Below are 18,570 nucleotides of genomic sequence, written 5' to 3' on the forward strand. Positions count from 1 at the left end.
CATGTCGGTCGATCCGCAACAATTGCTGCGCGAGCTGTTTGCCACAGCCATCGACGCGGCGCATCCGCAACAAGTCCTCGAAGCCCATTTGCCTGCCGACCGCAGCGGTCGCGTAATCGTCATTGGCGCCGGCAAAGCCGCAGCCGCCATGGCCCAGGTGGTCGAGCGCTGCTGGCAGGGTGAAGTCTCTGGCCTGGTGGTGACCCGTTACGGTCACGGCGCACCTTGCGAAAAAATCGAAGTGGTCGAAGCCGCGCATCCGGTACCGGACGCTGCAGGTCTGGCCGTGGCCAAACGTGTGCTGGAACTGGTCAGCGACCTCAGCGAAAACGACCGCGTGATCTTCCTGCTCTCCGGTGGTGGCTCTGCCCTGCTGGCACTGCCGGCCGAAGGCATCACCCTGGCCGACAAGCAGTCGATCAACAAAGCCCTGCTCAAATCCGGCGCGACCATCGGCGAGATGAACTGCGTACGCAAGCACCTCTCGGCGATCAAGGGCGGCCGCCTGGGCAAAGCCTGCTGGCCTGCCACGGTCTACACCTATGCGATTTCCGATGTGCCGGGCGACCTCGCCACGGTCATCGCCTCCGGCCCTACCGTGGCCGATCCGAGCACCTCGGCCGAAGCCCTGGCGATCCTCAAACGCTACGCCATCGAGGTTCCGGCTTCGGTGCGCACCTGGCTGCAAAGCCCCGAGTCGGAAACCGTCAAACCCGGCGACCCGAGCCTGGCCCGCAGTCATTTCCAGTTGATCGCCCGCCCGCAGCAATCCCTTGAAGCGGCGGCGGTGAAATGCCGTCAAGCCGGGTTCAGTCCGCTGATTCTCGGCGACCTGGAAGGCGAATCCCGCGAGGTGGCGAAAGTCCACGCCGGCATCGCCCGACAAATCGTCCTGCACGGTCAGCCGCTGGCGGCGCCCTGCGTGATTCTCTCTGGCGGTGAAACCACCGTGACCGTACGCGGCAATGGCCGTGGCGGACGCAATGCCGAGTTCCTGCTGAGCCTGACCGACAGCCTCAAGGGCCTGCCCGGCGTCTACGCGCTGGCCGGTGACACCGACGGCATCGACGGCTCCGAAGACAACGCCGGCGCGATCATGACCCCGGACAGCTACGCCCGCGCCGCCGCATTGGGTCTGAGCGCCAGCGACGAGTTGGACAACAACAACGGTTACGGCTACTTCGAGGCGCTGGACGCCCTGATCGTCACCGAGCCGACCCGTACCAACGTCAACGACTTCCGCGCCATTCTGATCCTTGAGAGCACTAAACATGACGCCTGACAAAAAGGTCAAAATCCTCGCCACGCTCGGCCCGGCCACCGATGGCATCGACGCCATCCGTGAGCTGGTGCTGGCCGGGGTCAACATCTTCCGCCTGAACTTCAGCCATGGCGATCACGCCGACCACGCCCAGCGTTTCCAGTGGATTCGTGAAGTCGAGCGCCAGCTCAATTATCCATTGGGTATCCTGATGGACCTGCAAGGCCCGAAACTGCGGGTCGGCAAGTTCGCCGAAGGCAAGGTACAACTGGTGCGCGGTCAGGCCTTGCGCCTGGACCTCGATGCCACGCCCGGCGATGAGCGCCGGGTCAACCTGCCCCACCCGGAAATCATCGCCGCGCTGGAGCCAGGCATGGACCTGCTGCTGGACGACGGCAAACTGCGTCTTCGGGTCGTGACCAAGTACGCCGACGCCATCGACACCACCGTGCTCAATGGCGGCGAACTGTCGGACCGCAAAGGCGTGAACGTGCCGCAAGCGGTGCTCGACCTGAGCCCGCTGACCGCCAAGGATCGCCGCGACTTGACCTTCGGTCTGGAGTTGGGTGTGGACTGGGTGGCGCTGTCGTTCGTGCAACGTCCCGATGACATCCGCGAAGCCCGTACCCTGATCGGCGACAAGGCGTTCCTGATGGCCAAGATCGAGAAGCCATCGGCCGTCGAACAACTGCGCGAGATCGCCGAATTGAGCGACGCGATCATGGTCGCCCGTGGTGACCTGGGCGTGGAAGTGCCGGCCGAAAGCGTGCCGCAGATCCAGAAGAACATCATCAGCACCTGCCGCCAGCTCGGCAAACCGGTGGTGGTGGCGACCCAGATGCTGGAGTCGATGCGCTTCTCACCGGCGCCAACCCGCGCCGAAGTCACCGATGTGGCCAACGCGGTGGCCGAAGGTGCGGACGCGGTGATGCTGTCGGCGGAAACCGCGTCCGGCGAATACCCGCTCGAAGCCGTGCAGATGATGAGCAAGATCATCCGCCAGGTGGAGAACGGTCCGGACTATCAGACTCAACTCGACGTCAGCCGACCGAAAGCCGAGGCGACTGTTTCCGACGCGATCAGCTGCGCCATTCGCCGCATCAGCAACGTGCTGCCGGTGGCGGTGCTGGTCAATTACAGCGAGTCTGGCGCGTCGAGCCTGCGTGCGGCGCGGGAGCGGCCGACAGTGCCGATCCTCAACCTGACACCGAACCTGCAGACCGCCCGTCGCCTGAGCGTGGCGTGGGGTGTGCACTCGGTGGTCAATGACCGCCTGCGTCAGGTCGATGAAGTCTGCTCCACGGCACTGGAGATCGCACAGGCCCAGGGCATGGCACAGCGTGGCGACACACTGTTGATCACAGCAGGTGTGCCCTTTGGCCAGCCGGGATCGACTAACTCTTTGCGTATCGAGACGTTGATTTAAGAACCGCATTTGTGGCGAGGGGGCTTGCCCCCGTTCGACTGCGTAGCAGTCGTTTTCCGGCATGACGGGTTCCCAAGAGAAACCGCATTCACCGGATCCGGGGCCGCTTCGCGCCCCAACGGGGGCAAGCCCCCTCGCCACAGATTTGTGCAGCACCTTTGATTTTTCACTGCCCAGATTTCATCATGCCTGCCCACCACTTCAACACCCACTGCCCCGACTGGGCCGAAGCATTGCTCAACGGCTTCAGCCAGATCTTTCTCCAGCGCAATCCGCTGTGCGGCCTGCTGTGCGTCCTGGCCATTTTGTTCACTGCGCCCGCCTTGCTCGGCGGCGCCTTGCTCGGTGGTGTCGCCGGGCTGCTCACCGCGCAACGTCGCAACTATGCCAAGGCGGATCGTCAGGCCGGGTTGTTCAGCTACAACGGCGTCCTGCTCGGACTGTTATTGAGCCTGTATTTCCCCTGGTCGGCGATGATGCCGCCACTGATTCTGGCCGCCGGTGGCCTGAGCGCGATGGTCACCCAGCAGTGGCTCAAGCGCCTCCGGTTCAGCCAATACCTGCCAGCCTACACCGCGCCCTTCGTCGGGTTGGGCTGGTTGCTGCTGTGCTTCGCCACGCCCTCGACTGAGCCGCACTTGATCGAAGTCAGCACCCTGAACATGCTCGCCGCGCCACTCAAAGGCATTGGTCAGGTGATGTTCCTTGGTCATCCACTGGCCGGTGCGATGATTGCCACCGGTTTGCTGATCGCTGATCGCCGCGCATTCTGCTGGGCATTGCTGGCGTCTGTCGCGGGCATGGGCTGGAGCCTGCTGAACCACGATTTCTATACCGCACTGCTCGGCCTCGGTGGCTATAACGCCGTGCTGGCCGCCCTCGCCTTCAGCTCCCTGCGTCGTCAACCGTGGCTGCCGCTGCTTGGCATCGGCCTGGCGCTGTTGCTGACGCCGGTGTTTGCCGCCATCGGTCTGCCCACGCTGACCGCGCCGTTCATTCTTGCCGGCTGGCTGATTCGCAGCGTTGTTCAAATGCTCGGCAAAGCCACGGTCGAAAGCGCGCCTTGCGCTCCCGGGGAGAATCAACCTAGGCTGCGCTGATTTGCGGCCAAGGCGATGTGCATGAACAGCAACGACACGTGGCGTAATCGCCTGTACGTGATTATTTTCCAGACCGACACCGTTGCCGGTCGACGCTTCGACTCCACACTGCTGCTGATCATCCTCGCCAGCCTGGTGGTGGTGATCCTGGACAGCATCGATGACGTCCACCAGAACTACGCCAGCCTGCTGGCGTATATCGAGTGGGGCTTCACGGTGATCTTCCTCGGCGAGTACATCCTGCGCCTGTACTGCTCGCCCAAGCCCCTGCGCTATGCCTTCAGTTTCTATGGTCTGGTGGACCTGCTGGCCATCGTGCCCGGCATCCTCGCGCTGTACTACAGCGATGCCCAGTACCTGCTGATCATCCGGGTGATCCGGATGCTGCGGATCTTCCGCGTGCTCAAGCTCGGTCCGTACCTCAAGCAAGCCCATTACCTGCTCGATGCCCTGCGCGGCAGCAAGCAGAAGATCCTCGTGTTCCTGCTCAGCGTCTGCACCCTGGTGACGGTGTTCGGCACCCTGATGTATGTGGTCGAAGGCCCGCAACATGGCTTCACCAGCATTCCCAAGGGCATTTACTGGGCTATCGTGACCCTGACCACCGTCGGTTACGGCGACATCGTGCCCAAGACCGCATTGGGCCAGGTCATCTCGTCGATGGTGATGATCACCGGTTACTCGATCATCGCCGTGCCCACCGGGATCTTCACCGCCGAACTGGCCACGGCCATGCGTGGCGGCCAGTTGCATCGCGACTGCCCGGTGTGTACCAAGGACAGCCATGAAACCGAGGCGTCGTTCTGCTCCCGTTGTGGCAATGCACTGTTCAAAAAACTGGAATAAGCAAAGAGCTTTTTAATCTTTAAGGGACTAAACGAGCCCAGTTATAGTCGCTGGCAAATTGCCCCACTTTTAATAGAACAAGGAATTCGCAGTGAAAAAACTCTTTGGCGCCTCACTTCTCGCCGCAGGCCTGGCCCTGGGCAACATCGCCCAGGCTGCACCAACCCTGCTCAACGTTTCCTACGACGTGATGCGAGATTTCTACAAGGACTACAACACTGCGTTCCAGAAACACTGGCAAGCCGAGCACAACGAAAACATCGTCCTGCAAATGTCCTTCGGCGGCTCCAGCAAACAGGCGCGTTCGGTCATCGACGGCCTGCCAGCCGATGTCATCACCATGAACATGGCCACCGACATCAACGCCCTGGCAGACAACGGCAAACTGGTGCCGGACAACTGGGTCACGCGCCTGCCGAACAACAGCGCGCCGTTCACCTCGGCCACCGTGTTCATCGTGCGCAAGGGCAACCCGAAAGCCCTGAAAGACTGGCCTGACCTGCTCAAGGATGGCGTACAGGTCATCGTCCCGAACCCGAAAACCTCCGGTAACGGTCGCTACACCTATCTTTCTGCCTGGGGCTACGTGCTGAAAAACGGCGGCGACGAAAACAAGGCCAAAGACTTCGTCGGCAAACTGTTCAAGCAAGCGCCAGTACTCGACACCGGCGGCCGTGCCGCCACCACCACCTTCATGACCAACCAGATCGGCGACGTGCTGGTGACCTTCGAAAACGAAGCGGAAATGATCGCCCGCGAGTTCGGCCGTGATCAGTTCGAAGTCATCTACCCAAGCGTTTCCGCCGAAGCCGAGCCACCGGTGTCGGTGGTCGACAAGACCGTCGACAAGAAAGGCACCCGTGCGGCGGCCGAGGAATACCTGAAGTACCTGTGGTCGCCGGAAGGTCAGGAGATTGCCGCGGCGAACTACCTGCGCCCGCGCGACCCGGCCGTGCTGGCCAAGTACACCGACCGCTTCCCGAAAGTGGACTTCCTGTCGGTCGAGAAGACCTTCGGCGACTGGCGCACCGTGCAGAAGACCCACTTCAATGATGGCGGGGTTTTCGACCAGATCTACAGCGGTCAGTAATCGCTGAGCGGATCGAGTAGGAGGCGGGGTTGCCCCCGCCGTCCTCTCACACCACCGTACGTACGGTTCCGTATACGGCGGTTCCTGCCTACTGACAAACAACGTCAGCGAGCTTGGTTCCGTTGATGTGTCGCCTGCGGTATCTAAGCGCCCAGACCGGCCCTCGGAGCTTCCGGCTCCTACCTCCTAATGGTCTTGACCTCCGCTACGCGGAGTTTCTGCTTTACGCTCCAACAGAGATCACACCCGACTATCCACTCATGGCAGGTTCAGCCCTTCATTACTCCGGTTTCGAGCAACTACTACGGCCTCTGCTGACTTCTGTCGCCCATCCCGTCATCTCGCGACGCCGGTAGCACATGGCAGGCTAAACAGATCTCCCAGGGTAATTCGCGCGACCTTCCTGCTTATGCCTGTCGGATCTACGTCGCAGCGTTCCGTGCAAGTATCGGGCTTTGAAGATATTGGCCTTCTTACCCCGCTGCGCCGCCTCTATCCGCTTCCTGTTCGTCAGGCCAGCATTTTGCCTCGGGCTTCCTTCAGATTCGCAGTCACCCGCGACACCCTTGCCTCTGGCTAACACTTCCCCTTGCCGGGTGTGTAGAGGACTTTCACCTCCAAGTCACCAGCGTGGCCACCACAGCCAAGCTGGTTGCGCTTACGCGCAACGCGCCATGCCTGGCGCACCAATGAAAAAGGCGACCTGTGCAGGTCGCCTTTTTTGTGGCTGCCATTTCAGCTCAGTTTGCCGCAGAAAATATTCTGGTTCCCGTCGGCCGGGCTTTCACGCACAACCAACGAATAGCCGCCCGCTCGAAGAGTCTCGTAGGCGATCGGTGCGCTTTTCCAGAAATACTGGTGCGACGCTGCTGAATAGAACCTCGCATTCGGCCCGTCGTTCATGTCATAGGCCGGTTTCGCACCCAGGCTCGCACAGCTTCCCGGATAGATATAAGCCTGCAAACGGCCCGGCAAAGCACTACCCATGCTTTCGCCACTGACCGCAAACCAGAACACCGTTGCATTACCGTCGGACATCATGATGGGCCGGGCGATTCTCCCGGCATTGATGGAAGTAGCGTTCAGGGGAACGTTGGTGACCTGACGATCAGGCACCGTCGAGCACCCGGAGATCGACCCAACCGCTACCACCAACGCCAGCGACGATACGATTTTCATCGTGATACTCCCGCTTGAAAGGACGCGTTGAAGTGATCCCCCTGTTGATTCTAGTTGTCAGGCAAATGTGGGCATTTCTTCGGATGGTCGGTCAGGCCTGCAAAGACTACATCGGTGGCGTCACGCCATCCTTGCCCGCCGAGATGGATTGAGCCGTGAGCGTGCCGTCAGCACCCTGGGTCACAAAGGTCACGATCTTCACGCCCACCTTCAACAGGCTGCGATCGGCCGGTATCAGGTTGACGATAGGTACGTCTTCGGGCACCAGGATCTTCTGTTGGCCGCCCTTGTAGTTGACGGTCAGCACCCGCCCATTGCTCACCACCAGGTCGCCGACGCTGCCGTTGGTCATGCTGCTGCCCTTGACCAGGTCAAACGGCCGATGACCATCGCCACTGCCGGCCAACTCCGGCGGGAATACATGGACCTCCAGGGCCTTGAGGGTGCCATCCTCCTGGGGAATAGCGGCGCTGCCGATGTAGCTACCGGGCTTGATGTCTTCGATGTTGGCCAGGGTCACGGCGCGGACCTTGGTGTCCTTGGTCAGGTTGATCACCACGTTGTCGCCGCTGTTGGCGTGGACTTTCAAAATGTCCGGACTGACGCCAGTAATCTCGCCACGCACCCCGATGCGCGTGCCCGGCGCATCCTCGGCCTGGACCAGGCCAACGCTGAAGACGCTGATCAAGGTAGCGACACAAGCGCGGCGAATCAGCTGACGAAACTTCATATTCATGGGACGGCCCTCCGGTGGCAAGACAGGAAGAGAGAACATAAGCACGCTATCGAACAAGATGTAAGTGAATGTATCATTCACCTGCATAGTTCTGACGCAAGGCTCTTCGACGGACGACACACGCGTTCGTCAGTCATTCCGCAATGGAATGATTGCTATCACTCCAATCCCACTTCCGCCGTTTCAGTCAGCCCATTAGCCTGCGCGCATTCCTTTCCGTATAGCGAGACCCGTTATGAACCCAGCGACCCAGGTGTCCCACGGCACCGCGACAATGACCCGAGGCATGGTGCTGCTGTTCGCCTTCTGTTGCGGCGCGATTGTCGCCAACATCTACTACGCCCAGCCGATCATCGGCCTGATCGCCCCGGACATCGGCCTGACCAACTCCATGGCCAGCCTGATCGTTTCCCTGACCCAGATCGGCTATGCGCTGGGGCTGTTTTTCCTGGTGCCGCTGGGGGATCTGCTGGAGAACCGTCGGCTGATGATCATCACCACCCTGGTGGCAATAGTCAGCCTGCTGGGCGCCGCGCTCACCGATCAGCCGAACGTGTTTTTGCTGATTTCGCTGTTGGTGGGGTTCAGTTCGGTTTCAGTGCAAATCCTGATTCCGTTGGCCGCGCACCTGGCGCCGGAAGAAACCCGCGGCCGTGTGGTGGGTGGGATCATGGGCGGTTTGTTGCTCGGCATTCTGCTGGCCAGGCCGGTGTCCAGCGTGGTGGCCGACCACTTCGGCTGGCGGGCGATGTTCATGATTGCCGCGGTGTTGATGGCAGCCATCAGCATCGTGCTGGCCGTGACCATTCCCAAGCGTGAACCTGATCACAGCGCGTCCTATGGCCAATTGCTGGGCTCACTGTGGACGCTGTTGCGCAAACAACCGGTCCTGCGCCAGCGGGCGTTTTACCAGGGCTGCATGTTTGCCACCTTCAGCCTGTTCTGGACCGCCGTACCACTGGAACTGGCGCGCAATCACGGTTTGTCGCAAAGCGAGATCGCGATTTTTGCCCTGGTGGGCGCCATCGGCGCCATCGCCGCACCCATCGCCGGGCGCCTGGCCGACTCAGGCCACACCCGCATCGCGTCGTTACTGGCCCTGCTGTTCGCCAGCCTGAGTTTCATGCCGGCGTTTATCCATCCGGCCTACAGCATCATCGGCCTGGCGGTAACCGGCGTGGTGCTCGACTTCTGTGTGCAGATGAACATGGTCCTCGGCCAGCGCGCGGTCTACGCCCTCGACGGCAAAAGCCGCAGCCGCCTGAATGCGCTGTACATGACCAGCATATTCATCGGCGGCGCCTTCGGCTCTTCGGTGGCCAGCGCGGTGTACGAACACGGCGGCTGGTTGTGGATCGTGATCGTCGGCAGCGCGTTTCCGCTGTTGGCGTTGTTGCGGTTCTTGAGTGTTTCGCAGAAGGCTGCGCTGGCGACGGCGTAAGCTTTAAAGCTTCGCGAGCAGGCTTGCTCCCACAAGGTTTGCAAGCAACCTGTGGGAGCGAGCCTGCTCGCGAATGCCTGCAGCGCCCCGATTTATTGCCGAACCAGCTTCTCCATCGCCGCATCCGCCAGAAAGGAGGAGCGGCTTTTGACGTTGTGCTCGCGCACATAGCGGTCGATACGCTGGATCACATAGCCGGGCAGCGTGACATTGACCTTCTCGGTCTTGCCCATGTACGGCGAGATGTCCAGTTCCAGCATGCCCCAGCCCATGTCGGCGAACTCGGGATTGCCACGGTGCAGCGCCGCTGAAGTCGGCATCGGAATGGTATCGCCGTCTGCTGCCATCTCCTGCAGCATGATGTGGGCAATTTCGACGGCTGCGTTGTAAGCCTCTTCAAAGGTATCCCCGGCGGTCACCGCACCTGGAATATCGGGGATCTGGATACCGATGGCGGTGTTCTCGTCGCCCCATTCGATACAGATTGGATATTGCATTATGGATCTCCTGCGTAACTGGCTGGCGGGCAGTAAAGCCCGGCTCGCCGCCTGATGCTCTTGACCGTCCCGATCGGTAAATCCTTTTTTGGATGAGGGACGGGAACGGTGTACGGGTTGTAAGGGTGCGTGAAGATATGATGACTGCCAGTGACCCGGTCCAGGGTCCAACCCGCTTCCACCAACTCCTTGATCAATAGCCTGCTCTGCACCACCAGCCTCCTTGCTTGGCAAAAACAAAAATAACCCTAGAGTTATCTTTACTCAAGCACAAAAACCCGAAGAGCGACGCCTGGTTGTTTTACAGAGTGTGATGAAACCCCCTGATGAAAGCCCTGCCTTTCCCGATTACACTCAACGCCCAGAGCCTGAAGCGATGCTGGATGCGATTCGCGGCTGCCCCGTTCAATTGCCGCCCGGCCGGCGGCATGCCCTTACAAGGAGTTGCCATGACCCGACGTACCTTTCTCATCACCGGCGCCAGCAAAGGCATTGGCCGGGCGGTGGCCGAGCACCTGGACCGGGCCGGTCATCGTGTGGTGGGCATCGCCCGCAAACCCGACCTGACGTTCCCGGGCATTCTGTTTCCGCTGGACCTGAGCGACCGAAAGCTGACCCGAGAAGTGCTGGAGGAGTTGGCCAGGGTGTACGAGTTCGATGGATTGGTGAACAACGTCGGTCTGGTGCGTCCGCAAGCCCTTGGCGAAATCGATCTGGATACCTTTGACGACGTAATGCGGGTCAATCTGCATTCGGCCTTGCAGGCCACCCAGGCGCTGTTGCCGAACATGCGCGCCAAGGGTTGGGGCCGGGTGGTCAACATCTCCAGCCTGACGGTACTCGGGATTGCCCAGCGCACGGCGTATGCGGCGGCCAAGGCTGCGCTGGTCAGCTTCACCCGCTCGTGGGCGCTGGAGTTGGCACAAAGTGGTATCACGGTAAACGCCGTGGCGCCGGGGCCGACCGAAACCGAACTGTTCCGCACCAACAATCCGCCGGGCAGCGAAGGTGAAGCGCGGTATCTGGCCAGCGTACCGATGGGCCGCCTTGGACAGCCACAGGAAATCGCCTCGGCGATAACGTTTCTGTTGTCGGAGCAGAGCGGGTTCATCACCGGGCAGACGCTGTTTGTCGATGGTGGTGCTTCGGTGGGTAAAGCCGCGTTTTGACTGTCACCATATACCCCTTGTAGGAGCGAGCCTGCTCGCGATAGCGCTTTAACATTCAACATTGATGCTGACTGTCATGCCGTCATCGCGAGCAGGCTCGCTCCTACAAGGGACTTTCGACACTTCCGGATTTTGCACAAGGACCCTCAATGGACCGTCTCGGCGCAATGGAAACCTTCGTCTACGTGGTGGAAACCGGTTCGTTTTCCGCCGCCGCCCGGCGCCTGAAAATCGGCCAGCCGGCCGTGTCGAAAACCATCGCGCAACTCGAATCGCGGTTGGCGGTGCGGCTGTTGCTGCGTTCGACCCGGGGCCTGACGCCCACCGAGGCCGGGCTGGCCTTTTTCGAACGGGCCAAGCGCGCCATCGAAGAAGCCGACGAGGCCGATAACGCCGCACGGGGTTCCGCCGGCGGGCTGAGTGGCAACCTGCGCATCTGCGCGCCTGTCACCTTCGGCCGGCTGCACATCGTTCCGCACCTGGGCCCCTTCCTGGAGCAAAACCCGGCGCTGGACATCGACCTGATGCTCGATGATCGCAACGTCAACCTGGTGGAAGAAGGCGTCGATATCGCCCTGCGCCTGGGCGTGTTGAGCGACTCGAGGCTGACCGCGCGCAAGATCGCCGAATGCCGGCGCATGGTACTGGGCACACCGGCCTACTTTGAAAAACACGGCGAGCCCACCTGCCCCGCCGACCTGAGCAAACATCAGGCCATCCTCTACACCCTCGGTAGCGCCGCCAACTGGCAGTTCAACAAGGCCGGCGAGGAGCAATCGGTGAACATCAGCGGCCGGATCCGCGTCAATGCCGCCGAAGGCCTTCGTGAAGCCGTGCTGGCCCATCAAGGGCTGACCATGGCCTCGCAATGGATGTTCGCACCGGAACTGGCCGACGGTTCGGTCCGGGAAGTGATGAAGGACTGGGCACTGCCGAACCTGGATCTGTGGGCAGTGTTCCCCACAGGGAGAATGGCCAGCGCCAAGGCTCGGGCGTTTGTGGAGTATGTGCAGGGGTTGTTGATGAAGTAAGTTTGACAGCCCGTCAATCAAGATCAAAAGATCGCTACAACACACACCCATCAAACCCGACCCTGACATTCGCCGGCAATTCACCCCGATATTCCATCAACCAGGCATCCAGGGTATGCCCGACATGGGTCAATACCGCCGACTTCGGCTGCAACTCATCAATGCACTGCAGGGCCGATCAACCAGCGCTGATCGTGGCGGGCCGCATCGTAGCCACGCACTCATAGCCATAGACCGGCACTTGCCGGGCATCACCGGTGCCCAGCAACGTCAGGCGCATGGGGCTTGCTCGTCAATGCAGGCCAGCAAACGTTCGACCGTAACCTCCAGCGGCCCGGAGTTGTCGAGCAGGTGCACGGCCGGATCTTCAGCCAACAGCCGCTCGTTGAATCGGGCATTGCGCGCCAAGCGCTGATCGATCTCGATCAGCGACTCACGCCCGCGCTCCAGCAGTCGTTGACGCAGCACCGCCTGGTCCACTGTCAGCAACAGCACCAATGCCTTCGGATAGCGCAGGCGAGTGTTCTGCAAATGCCCCCGCGAGCCATTGACCAGCACGTCGTGCCCGGCGGCCAGCCAGTCGTCGATTTCCCGCGGAATGCCATAGGACAGGCCATTGGCGTGCCAGCTCAGGGCAAACGCGCCTTCTGCCTCCATTTCGGCAAACTGCTGCGGGCTGACACCGAGTGCCGCCTCGCCCACGGCTTCCGCCGAACGGGTGATGACCCGCCGCACGATACGGCAGCCGCGTTCTGCCAACTGCTCTCGCGCCGCATCCAGCAGGCTGTCCTTGCCCGAACCTGAAGGCCCGATGAGATAGATCAACCTGCCCGCCATCAAAACACCCTCTTCGCTTGTCGCCATACTTGCTGGACCTTCGGTAAACCGCTTCGGCCAAACAGATCCGCTCACTCTGTACCGCCAGCTCGAACGCCGATGCAGCAGGCTCGCAGGGAAGTCGTCGCTGGACAGAATATTCAGCAAACCTTCGCCGGCGAGATCTGCGACGGCCACGCTACCCGAGTGCGGCCGCCCGCGCACGATGTTCGGTGCGCTTATCAACACATTCATTCCGTGCTCCCGGCAACCAAATTTGGCCTCGACGGTGACCAGGAACTCGGCGATGGTCATGCCGTAGCGCGCCGACTCCTCGATGTGGGTAACGGTCGCTGTACGTGCGCGAGTTGGCCATTTGCAGCGTGATGAATTCATCCATCTGCGTCGTGGTCAGGTGGTACGTGCTCATGTAGTACTCACGGTACTTGGATTCCAGTACGAACTGGCGCTGACCCGGCGAGTGGTCCATCACCGACACCAATTGCACCAGCGGGCTCTCCACCAGATCGCGGAACACGCTGAAGATGTCCGGGTGGCACAGCACGCAGTGCAGGTGCAGGCGGAGTTCGGCTCGGGTCAGTCTGGCGTCGGAGGCTGTGGGAGCGTGGCTTGCCCGCGATGGCTATGTGTTGGTAGATGTGTTTTTTACTGGTGTACATGTCCATTGCTGTGGTCACGGCCACTTACGGTTCCGCCCTTACGGCGGGTCACTTTCGAAAAGCCGGAGTGTCGGCCCAGGCGAAAGTAACCAAATGCTTTGCCCCTGACGTTCGGCCTCTCGAGGGGGCAAGAAGATCAAAAGCCAAAGCAAAAGCGGGTTGAGGGCTTTTCCTCAACCATAGAATCTCCCACAGAAGAGCAAAGGCAGAGCGGCGTACACCCACGCTCCTCACCACTCAACAGGCCGAGCGTTAGCTCGCCTGCAGCTCTTGATCTTGATCCACCCGCCCCCTCGGCAGGCTGAGCGGAGGTGTTCATCCGGGGATTGGCGCGCAGCGCCGTTCGACGCAGTCGAACTCATTGCATGTAGGTCGAAGCGAAGCCGACCGGAGGGCAATGCCCCCGGATGAATACCGCAGCGAAGGAACGCCGAGCCTTAGCGAGGGGCCGTACGTAAGGGGCGAGACCTTTTGGTCACTTTTGGGGCGTTTGCCAAAAGTGACCCGCTGTAAGAGCGGAACCATAAGTCGTCGTTACCGCAGAAACGGATATGTACACGATCAACAAAAGACAGGTCGGCTGTCAGGCCGCCTTCGCGAGCAGGCTCGCTCCCACAGGGTCCAGCAGTGGCCCGGCAATCACATTTCCCAGCCAAGAAAAAGGCAACCCGAAGGTCGCCTCTTTGCACTACTGCCCGAACTGCCGCCCCAGGCCACCCGGTACACCGTGGATGTCAGTATCTTCCCACGGCCCGTTCGGACCGATCGACCGGCTCCAGCCGTTATCCCAGCGGTAATAGGTACGCTGGCGATAAAAGGTATTGGGCTGGTCATCCAGCACATACACCCCAAGCTTCGGATCCCAATGGCTATTGCCCCCAGGTGGTGGCGCGAAGCTCGCTGAGGTGCGTGGCAACGGCTTGGAAGGTTTGGCCGGTATGGTCGGCTTGCTCGGTACGGGCGACGTCGATGGTGTGGGGCTCGGCTGCGACGGCGGGAACGGTGGTGGTGCCTGATGTTCCGTTGGTTGCTGGACCGCACAAGCGCTTAACCCCAAAACAGCGCTGAGCAGGGCAATACGAGCAATGGCGGTCATGGTGGCGTTTCCTGTTATTTATCCGGGCTGTCGATGGTCAGTGTTTGCGGCGCGGTGGTGCTGCTGGCCAGTGGCTGGCTGCGACCGATCCATTCGCCGGCGGTCGGTTTGCCGGCACGGGAAATGCGCGCAACCAGTTGGACTTCAGGGAAGTTCGACAGTTTCAATTGCGGCATCATTGCGTCGGCATCACCCAGTTCGACGGTCACCGGCAGGTCGGCCACGGTCATGCGCTTGACCGCCAGCGGGGCCGGAGGACCGGAGATCGCACGGGCGAAGATGAACACGCTGTCGCCAGGCTGGACCTTGGATTTGAGGTCCGCCGCCAGATCGACGCTGACCTTGAGCAGCGCCGAGGCCTTGGCCGCCGGTGCTTGCGCAACCTTGCCACCACTGGCAACAAGCTTCTCCGTGGCCCGGGTAATCCCGCCTTGCAGCGCCTCGCGGGACTGGTCTTCCGGCGGCAATTGCGCCAACAGGCGATTCCAGTAATCGATGGCGTCCTGATAACGCTCGCTTTCAAACGCAGCAATGCCAAGCAAGCCAAGGCTGGTGACTTCTTTCGGATCGGCCTTGAGCGCTTCGTCGGTCAGGGCCTGGACCTTGTCCGACCACTTCTTGCCATCGGCGAAGTACTGGGCCTGAGCCCACTGACCGAGCAGCTCCGGCTGACGACCAGCCAGGTTCACGGTTCGCTCGAACATCTTCGCCGCGTCCGCCGGGCGATCTTGAGCCATGTAGGTGCGACCGAGGAAGTACATGCCTTCAGCGGAATCCGGCTGAGCGGCGACCACGCGCTCCAGGCGCTTGGTCATCTCTTCCATCGACTGCGGTGCCTGCGCGAACTCGCGAGTCAGCTCAACCTTGTCGCTGGCACCGTAATGCATGTACAGCCCCAGGCCCAGCACCGGCACCAGAATGGCCGCCAGCAACGGCAAGGGTTTGCCCAGACGCGACACCTGCGGTGCTTCAGCGCCTTCGGTGTCCGCCAGCAACTCACGGGCAGCTTCGGCGCGACCGGCGTCCATTTGCGCCGCATCGAGCACGCCCTCTTCCTGCTGAGTCTGCAACTCAGCCACGCGCTCCTGATAAAGCGCGACGTTCAGGGCGGTACGATCCTCTTCACGCTGGGCGCGACGGCTGCGCAGCACCGGGATCAATAGAAAACTCAGGGCAACCAGAAGCAGCAGACCTGCAGCGAGCCAGAAATCAATCATTCTTGGTTTTATCCAACAGGTGGTCGAGGCGCGAGCGCTCCTCGGCAGAAAGCGAGTCCGGGGTGCCGGCGCGTTGCACGCGACGACGGCGGACGATCACCGCGATGATCACGACACCGCCCAACAGCAGGCCGGCGGGGCCGAACCAGAGCAAGGCGGTCTTGGCGTTCAGCGCAGGCTTGTAGCGGACGAAATCACCGTAGCGATCGACCATGAAGTCGATGATCTGCTGGTTGTCCTTGCCCTCGCCGAGCATGCGGAAAATCTCTTTGCGCAGGTCGGCGGCAATCGGTGCGTTGGAGTCGGCGATGTCCTGATTCTGGCACTTGGGGCAACGCAGCTCCTTGGTCAGTTCGCGGAAACGCTCGCGGTCACCTTCCTTGGCGAACTCGTAAGTGTCGATGGCCGCGTGGGCCATGCCGGCCATGCTCAAACCGATAACGGCGGCAGCAATCCAGCGCTTCATGGCTTGACCTCGTCGACCAGCGCCTGGTACTTGGCCGCCAGTTTTTCGCGCCAGACCTGCTCGTCGATCACGCCGACGAACTTGTCACGGATGATGCCCTTGGCATCGATGAAGAAGGTTTCCGGGGCGCCGTAGACTCCGAGGTTCAGGCCCAGCGAGCCTTGGTCGTCACGAATGTCCAGTACATACGGGTTGTGGAAGTCCGTCAGCCACTTCAAGGCATCGGCGTTGGTGTCCTTGTAGTTGATGCCGTAGATCACCACGCCTTGCTGTGCCAGCTTGTTCAACACCGGGTGCTCGACCCGGCAGGAAATGCACCAGGTGCCCCAGACGTTGACCAGCGCCGGTTTGCCGAGGATGTCAGCGCGGGTCAGGGTCTTGTCGCCCTGCACCGTTGGCAGGGAAAACTCCGGGAACGGTTTGTTGATCATGGCCGAAGGCAACTCGGCCGGATCCAGGTACAACCCTCGGTAAAGGAATACAGCAACCACCAGAAAAATCGCCAGTGGCAACAACATCAACCAACGCTTCATGCAGTGGCTCCCGACATGCCCAGTGCTTCGCGCACGCGGCTTTTGACCTTGACCCGATATCGCCGATCCAGCGCCGCCAGCAACCCGCCTAAGCCGGTCAGCAAACCGCCGAACCAGATCCAGCGCACGAACGGTTTGACGTGAACGCGCACAGCCCAGGCACCGTTACCCAAGGGTTCACCGAGGGCGACATAGAGGTCGCGGGTGAAACCGGCATCGATGCCGGCTTCGGTCATCACTGAGTTCTGCACGGTGTACAGGCGTTTTTCCGGGTGCAGCACACTGACTTCCTTGCCATCGCGGATCACGCGAACCGTGCCCTTGTCGGAGGTGAAGTTCGGGCCTTCGAAATGCTTGGCGCCTTCGAAGACGAACTGATAACCACCCAGGTCCATGGATTCGCCCGGCGCCAGGCGCAGGTCACGTTCGGCACTGTTCTGGCTGGACAACACGACACCCAGCGCACACACGGCAATGCCCAGGTGCGCGACCTGCATGCCCCAGTAGCTGCGGGTTAGGGTTGGCAGGCCTTTGATCAGGCCCTTGTGGCGGGTCTTGTCGAAGATGTCACGCACACCGGCCAGCAACACCCAGGCGGCGAGCATGAAGGTCGCGAGCACGGCCCAGTTGAAATCGCCGTAGGCGACGCCGGCCACTACTGCCAGCGCAGCGCTGCCGAGCAGGACCGGGGTGAGCATGCTCACCAGCCATTTCACCGGTGTGTCTTTCCAACGCACGATCACGCCGACCGCCATCACCACCATCAGCAACGCCATCAACGGAATGAACAGCGCGTTGAAATACGGCGGGCCGACGGACAGCTTGGCGCCGGTCATGGCGTCCAGAATCAGCGGATACAAGGTGCCGAGCAGGATCATCGAGGCCGCTACCACCAGCACGAGGTTGTTGCCCAGCAGCAGGGTTTCCCTGGACCAGAGGTTGAAGCCCACCTGGCTCTTGACCACCGGCGCGCGCAGGGCGAACAGAGTCAGCGAACCACCGACCACGAACAGCAGGAAAATCAGGATGAACACCCCGCGCTCTGGGTCGGAGGCAAAGGCATGCACCGAGGTCAGCACGCCGGAACGCACGAGGAAAGTACCCAACAGGCTCAGCGAAAACGCAGCGATGGCCAGCAACACGGTCCAGCTCTTGAACACGCCACGCTTTTCCGTGACCGCCAACGAGTGAATCAGTGCGGTGCCCACCAGCCACGGCATGAACGAGGCGTTTTCCACCGGGTCCCAGAACCACCAGCCGCCCCAGCCGAGTTCGTAGTACGCCCACCACGAACCCAGGGTGATGCCGATACCGAGGAACGCCCAGGCCACGATGGTCCAAGGACGCGACCAGCGCGCCCACGCGGCATCCAGGCGACCGCCCATCAGCGCGGCGATCGCGAAGGCGAAGGCCACCGAGAAACCGACGTAACCCATGTACAGCATCGGCGGGTGAACGATCAGGCCGATGTCTTGCAGCAGCGGGTTGAGGTCGGCACCGTCGCTGGGCATTTGCGGCAGGATGCGCTTGAACGGGTTGGAGGTCATGATCAGGAACAGCAGGAAACCGGTGCTGATCATGCCCATCACCGCCAGCACGCGGGCCAGCATGACCTGCGGCAACTGCCGGGAAAACACCGACACCGCGAAGGTCCAGCCGCCGAGAATCAAGGCCCACAACAGCAGGGAACCTTCGTGGGCACCCCACACGGCGCTGAACTTGTAGTACCACGGCAACGCGCTGTTGGAGTTGTTGGCCACATAAGCGACGGAGAAGTCATCGACCATGAAGGCGTAGGTCAGGCAACCGAAGGCAAACACCAGAAAGGTGAATTGCCCCCAGGCGGCCGGCTGGGCCAGGCTCATCCACAGGCGGTCACCGCGCCAGGCACCGAACAGCGGCACCACGGCCTGAGCCAGGGCAAAGCACAGGGCCAGGATCATCGCCAGATGACCCAACTCGGGAATAAAGATGCCGGACGTCATG

At 61.4% G+C, this 18,570-nt stretch carries 18 protein-coding genes and 2 pseudogenes; 8 read left to right on the forward strand and 12 right to left on the reverse strand.

Annotated features, from left to right (window positions below; all coding sequences use genetic code 11):
• Position 1: 1 nt before the first annotated feature.
• The 5 genes from KGB07_RS27180 to KGB07_RS27200 all read left to right on the forward strand — a co-directional run bounded on the left by KGB07_RS27180 (position 2) and on the right by KGB07_RS27200 (position 5,723).
• On the forward strand, positions 2-1,282 hold the full coding sequence (locus KGB07_RS27180) for a glycerate kinase (protein ID WP_103394777.1): 1,281 nt from the start codon (positions 2-4) through the stop codon (positions 1,280-1,282).
• Positions 1,272-2,687 carry a pyruvate kinase gene (gene pyk, locus KGB07_RS27185; RefSeq protein ID WP_046037667.1) on the forward strand — a complete coding sequence of 472 codons (1,416 nt, stop codon included), beginning with the start codon at positions 1,272-1,274 and terminating at the stop codon, positions 2,685-2,687. Before KGB07_RS27180 ends, pyk begins: the two co-directional genes overlap by 11 nt.
• Positions 2,688-2,872: 185 nt before the next feature.
• Complete coding sequence (locus tag KGB07_RS27190; RefSeq protein WP_223467179.1) at positions 2,873-3,787, forward strand: urea transporter; 915 nt, start codon at positions 2,873-2,875, stop codon at positions 3,785-3,787.
• Between the two features lie 21 nt (positions 3,788-3,808).
• On the forward strand, positions 3,809-4,633 hold the full coding sequence (locus KGB07_RS27195) for an ion transporter (protein ID WP_223467181.1): 825 nt from the start codon (positions 3,809-3,811) through the stop codon (positions 4,631-4,633).
• Between the two features lie 91 nt (positions 4,634-4,724).
• Positions 4,725-5,723 (forward strand): sulfate ABC transporter substrate-binding protein, encoded by a 999-nt coding sequence (locus KGB07_RS27200; RefSeq protein ID WP_046037670.1) that lies wholly within the window; start codon positions 4,725-4,727, stop codon positions 5,721-5,723.
• Between the two features lie 735 nt (positions 5,724-6,458).
• Here the strand turns inward: KGB07_RS27200 and KGB07_RS27205 are convergent.
• Both KGB07_RS27205 and KGB07_RS27210 read right to left on the reverse strand, forming a co-directional pair.
• Entirely contained in the window at positions 6,459-6,902 is a 444-nt protein-coding gene (locus KGB07_RS27205) for a hypothetical protein (protein WP_046037671.1), read from the reverse strand.
• Positions 6,903-7,008: 106 nt separating this feature from the next.
• Positions 7,009-7,638 carry a hypothetical protein gene (locus tag KGB07_RS27210; protein WP_046037672.1) on the reverse strand — a complete coding sequence of 210 codons (630 nt, stop codon included), beginning with the start codon at positions 7,636-7,638 and terminating at the stop codon, positions 7,009-7,011.
• Positions 7,639-7,873: 235 nt separating this feature from the next.
• Between KGB07_RS27210 and KGB07_RS27215 the strand changes: the two genes are divergently transcribed.
• A complete protein-coding gene (locus KGB07_RS27215) occupies positions 7,874-9,079 on the forward strand; it encodes an MFS transporter (protein ID WP_223467183.1) in 1,206 nt (401 codons plus the stop codon).
• A 92-nt stretch (positions 9,080-9,171) separates the two neighbouring features.
• On the opposite strand, the gene KGB07_RS27220 is transcribed toward KGB07_RS27215, so the two are convergent.
• Both KGB07_RS27220 and KGB07_RS27225 read right to left on the reverse strand, forming a co-directional pair.
• Complete coding sequence (locus KGB07_RS27220; RefSeq protein ID WP_007983297.1) at positions 9,172-9,576, reverse strand: type II toxin-antitoxin system HicB family antitoxin; 405 nt, start codon at positions 9,574-9,576, stop codon at positions 9,172-9,174.
• The gene (locus tag KGB07_RS27225; protein WP_080925240.1) at positions 9,576-9,788 is read right to left on the reverse strand and encodes a type II toxin-antitoxin system HicA family toxin; all 213 of its coding nucleotides are present in this window, start codon (positions 9,786-9,788) and stop codon (positions 9,576-9,578) included. The genes KGB07_RS27220 and KGB07_RS27225 overlap by 1 nt, the downstream gene beginning before the upstream one ends.
• A gap of 237 nt (positions 9,789-10,025) precedes the next feature.
• Here KGB07_RS27225 and KGB07_RS27230 point away from each other — a divergent pair, with 237 nt between their 5' ends.
• Together KGB07_RS27230 and KGB07_RS27235 are read left to right on the forward strand one after the other, a co-directional pair.
• Positions 10,026-10,745 carry an SDR family oxidoreductase gene (locus KGB07_RS27230; protein ID WP_223467185.1) on the forward strand — a complete coding sequence of 240 codons (720 nt, stop codon included), beginning with the start codon at positions 10,026-10,028 and terminating at the stop codon, positions 10,743-10,745.
• Positions 10,746-10,894: 149 nt separating this feature from the next.
• Positions 10,895-11,776, forward strand: coding sequence for a LysR family transcriptional regulator (locus KGB07_RS27235; RefSeq protein ID WP_223467187.1), 882 nt, complete (start codon positions 10,895-10,897; stop codon positions 11,774-11,776).
• Positions 11,777-11,914: 138 nt separating this feature from the next.
• Here the strand turns inward: KGB07_RS27235 and KGB07_RS29800 are convergent.
• The 8 genes and pseudogenes from KGB07_RS29800 to KGB07_RS27275 form a co-directional block, all read right to left on the reverse strand.
• Positions 11,915-12,056, reverse strand: a pseudogene (locus tag KGB07_RS29800) (phosphonate metabolism protein PhnP); the annotation flags it as partial.
• On the reverse strand, positions 12,047-12,613 hold the full coding sequence (gene phnN / locus KGB07_RS27245) for a phosphonate metabolism protein/1,5-bisphosphokinase (PRPP-forming) PhnN (protein ID WP_046037766.1): 567 nt from the start codon (positions 12,611-12,613) through the stop codon (positions 12,047-12,049). The pseudogene KGB07_RS29800 and the gene phnN, both read right to left, overlap by 10 nt.
• Positions 12,613-13,208: pseudogene (locus KGB07_RS27250) on the reverse strand (alpha-D-ribose 1-methylphosphonate 5-triphosphate diphosphatase); the annotation flags it as partial. The pseudogene KGB07_RS27250 and the gene phnN, both read right to left, overlap by 1 nt.
• Before the next feature lie 752 nt (positions 13,209-13,960).
• Positions 13,961-14,368: a hypothetical protein gene (locus tag KGB07_RS27255; protein WP_223467189.1), complete on the reverse strand. Its 408-nt coding sequence runs from the start codon at positions 14,366-14,368 to the stop codon at positions 13,961-13,963.
• Positions 14,369-14,382: 14 nt separating this feature from the next.
• Entirely contained in the window at positions 14,383-15,585 is a 1,203-nt protein-coding gene (gene ccmI / locus KGB07_RS27260) for a c-type cytochrome biogenesis protein CcmI (protein WP_223467191.1), read from the reverse strand.
• Complete coding sequence (locus KGB07_RS27265; RefSeq protein WP_046037676.1) at positions 15,578-16,051, reverse strand: cytochrome c-type biogenesis protein; 474 nt, start codon at positions 16,049-16,051, stop codon at positions 15,578-15,580. The genes ccmI and KGB07_RS27265 overlap by 8 nt, the downstream gene beginning before the upstream one ends.
• Positions 16,048-16,584 carry a DsbE family thiol:disulfide interchange protein gene (locus KGB07_RS27270; RefSeq protein WP_046037677.1) on the reverse strand — a complete coding sequence of 179 codons (537 nt, stop codon included), beginning with the start codon at positions 16,582-16,584 and terminating at the stop codon, positions 16,048-16,050. Before KGB07_RS27270 ends, KGB07_RS27265 begins: the two co-directional genes overlap by 4 nt.
• Positions 16,581-18,569, reverse strand: coding sequence for a heme lyase CcmF/NrfE family subunit (locus tag KGB07_RS27275; RefSeq protein ID WP_046037678.1), 1,989 nt, complete (start codon positions 18,567-18,569; stop codon positions 16,581-16,583). The genes KGB07_RS27270 and KGB07_RS27275 overlap by 4 nt, the downstream gene beginning before the upstream one ends.
• Between the last annotated feature and the right edge of the window lies 1 nt (position 18,570).

The sequence above is a fragment of the Pseudomonas sp. GL-RE-26 genome (genome assembly GCF_019956275.1).
Classification (GTDB): Bacteria; Pseudomonadota; Gammaproteobacteria; order Pseudomonadales; family Pseudomonadaceae; genus Aquipseudomonas; species Aquipseudomonas grandcourensis.

Coding starts and splice junctions, on each gene's coding strand:
- KGB07_RS27180 (WP_103394777.1), top strand. CDS start 2: ATGTCGGTCGATCCGCAACAATTGCTGCGCGAGCTGTTTGCCACAGCC.
- pyk (WP_046037667.1), top strand. CDS start 1,272: ATGACGCCTGACAAAAAGGTCAAAATCCTCGCCACGCTCGGCCCGGCC.
- KGB07_RS27190 (WP_223467179.1), top strand. CDS start 2,873: ATGCCTGCCCACCACTTCAACACCCACTGCCCCGACTGGGCCGAAGCA.
- KGB07_RS27195 (WP_223467181.1), top strand. CDS start 3,809: ATGAACAGCAACGACACGTGGCGTAATCGCCTGTACGTGATTATTTTC.
- KGB07_RS27205 (WP_046037671.1), bottom strand. CDS start 6,902: ATGAAAATCGTATCGTCGCTGGCGTTGGTGGTAGCGGTTGGGTCGATC.
- KGB07_RS27210 (WP_046037672.1), bottom strand. CDS start 7,638: ATGAATATGAAGTTTCGTCAGCTGATTCGCCGCGCTTGTGTCGCTACC.
- KGB07_RS27215 (WP_223467183.1), top strand. CDS start 7,874: ATGAACCCAGCGACCCAGGTGTCCCACGGCACCGCGACAATGACCCGA.
- KGB07_RS27220 (WP_007983297.1), bottom strand. CDS start 9,576: ATGCAATATCCAATCTGTATCGAATGGGGCGACGAGAACACCGCCATC.
- KGB07_RS27230 (WP_223467185.1), top strand. CDS start 10,026: ATGACCCGACGTACCTTTCTCATCACCGGCGCCAGCAAAGGCATTGGC.
- KGB07_RS27235 (WP_223467187.1), top strand. CDS start 10,895: ATGGACCGTCTCGGCGCAATGGAAACCTTCGTCTACGTGGTGGAAACC.
- phnN (WP_046037766.1), bottom strand. CDS start 12,613: ATGGCGGGCAGGTTGATCTATCTCATCGGGCCTTCAGGTTCGGGCAAG.
- KGB07_RS27255 (WP_223467189.1), bottom strand. CDS start 14,368: ATGACCGCCATTGCTCGTATTGCCCTGCTCAGCGCTGTTTTGGGGTTA.
- ccmI (WP_223467191.1), bottom strand. CDS start 15,585: ATGATTGATTTCTGGCTCGCTGCAGGTCTGCTGCTTCTGGTTGCCCTG.
- KGB07_RS27265 (WP_046037676.1), bottom strand. CDS start 16,051: ATGAAGCGCTGGATTGCTGCCGCCGTTATCGGTTTGAGCATGGCCGGC.
- KGB07_RS27270 (WP_046037677.1), bottom strand. CDS start 16,584: ATGAAGCGTTGGTTGATGTTGTTGCCACTGGCGATTTTTCTGGTGGTT.
- KGB07_RS27275 (WP_046037678.1), bottom strand. CDS start 18,569: ATGACGTCCGGCATCTTTATTCCCGAGTTGGGTCATCTGGCGATGATC.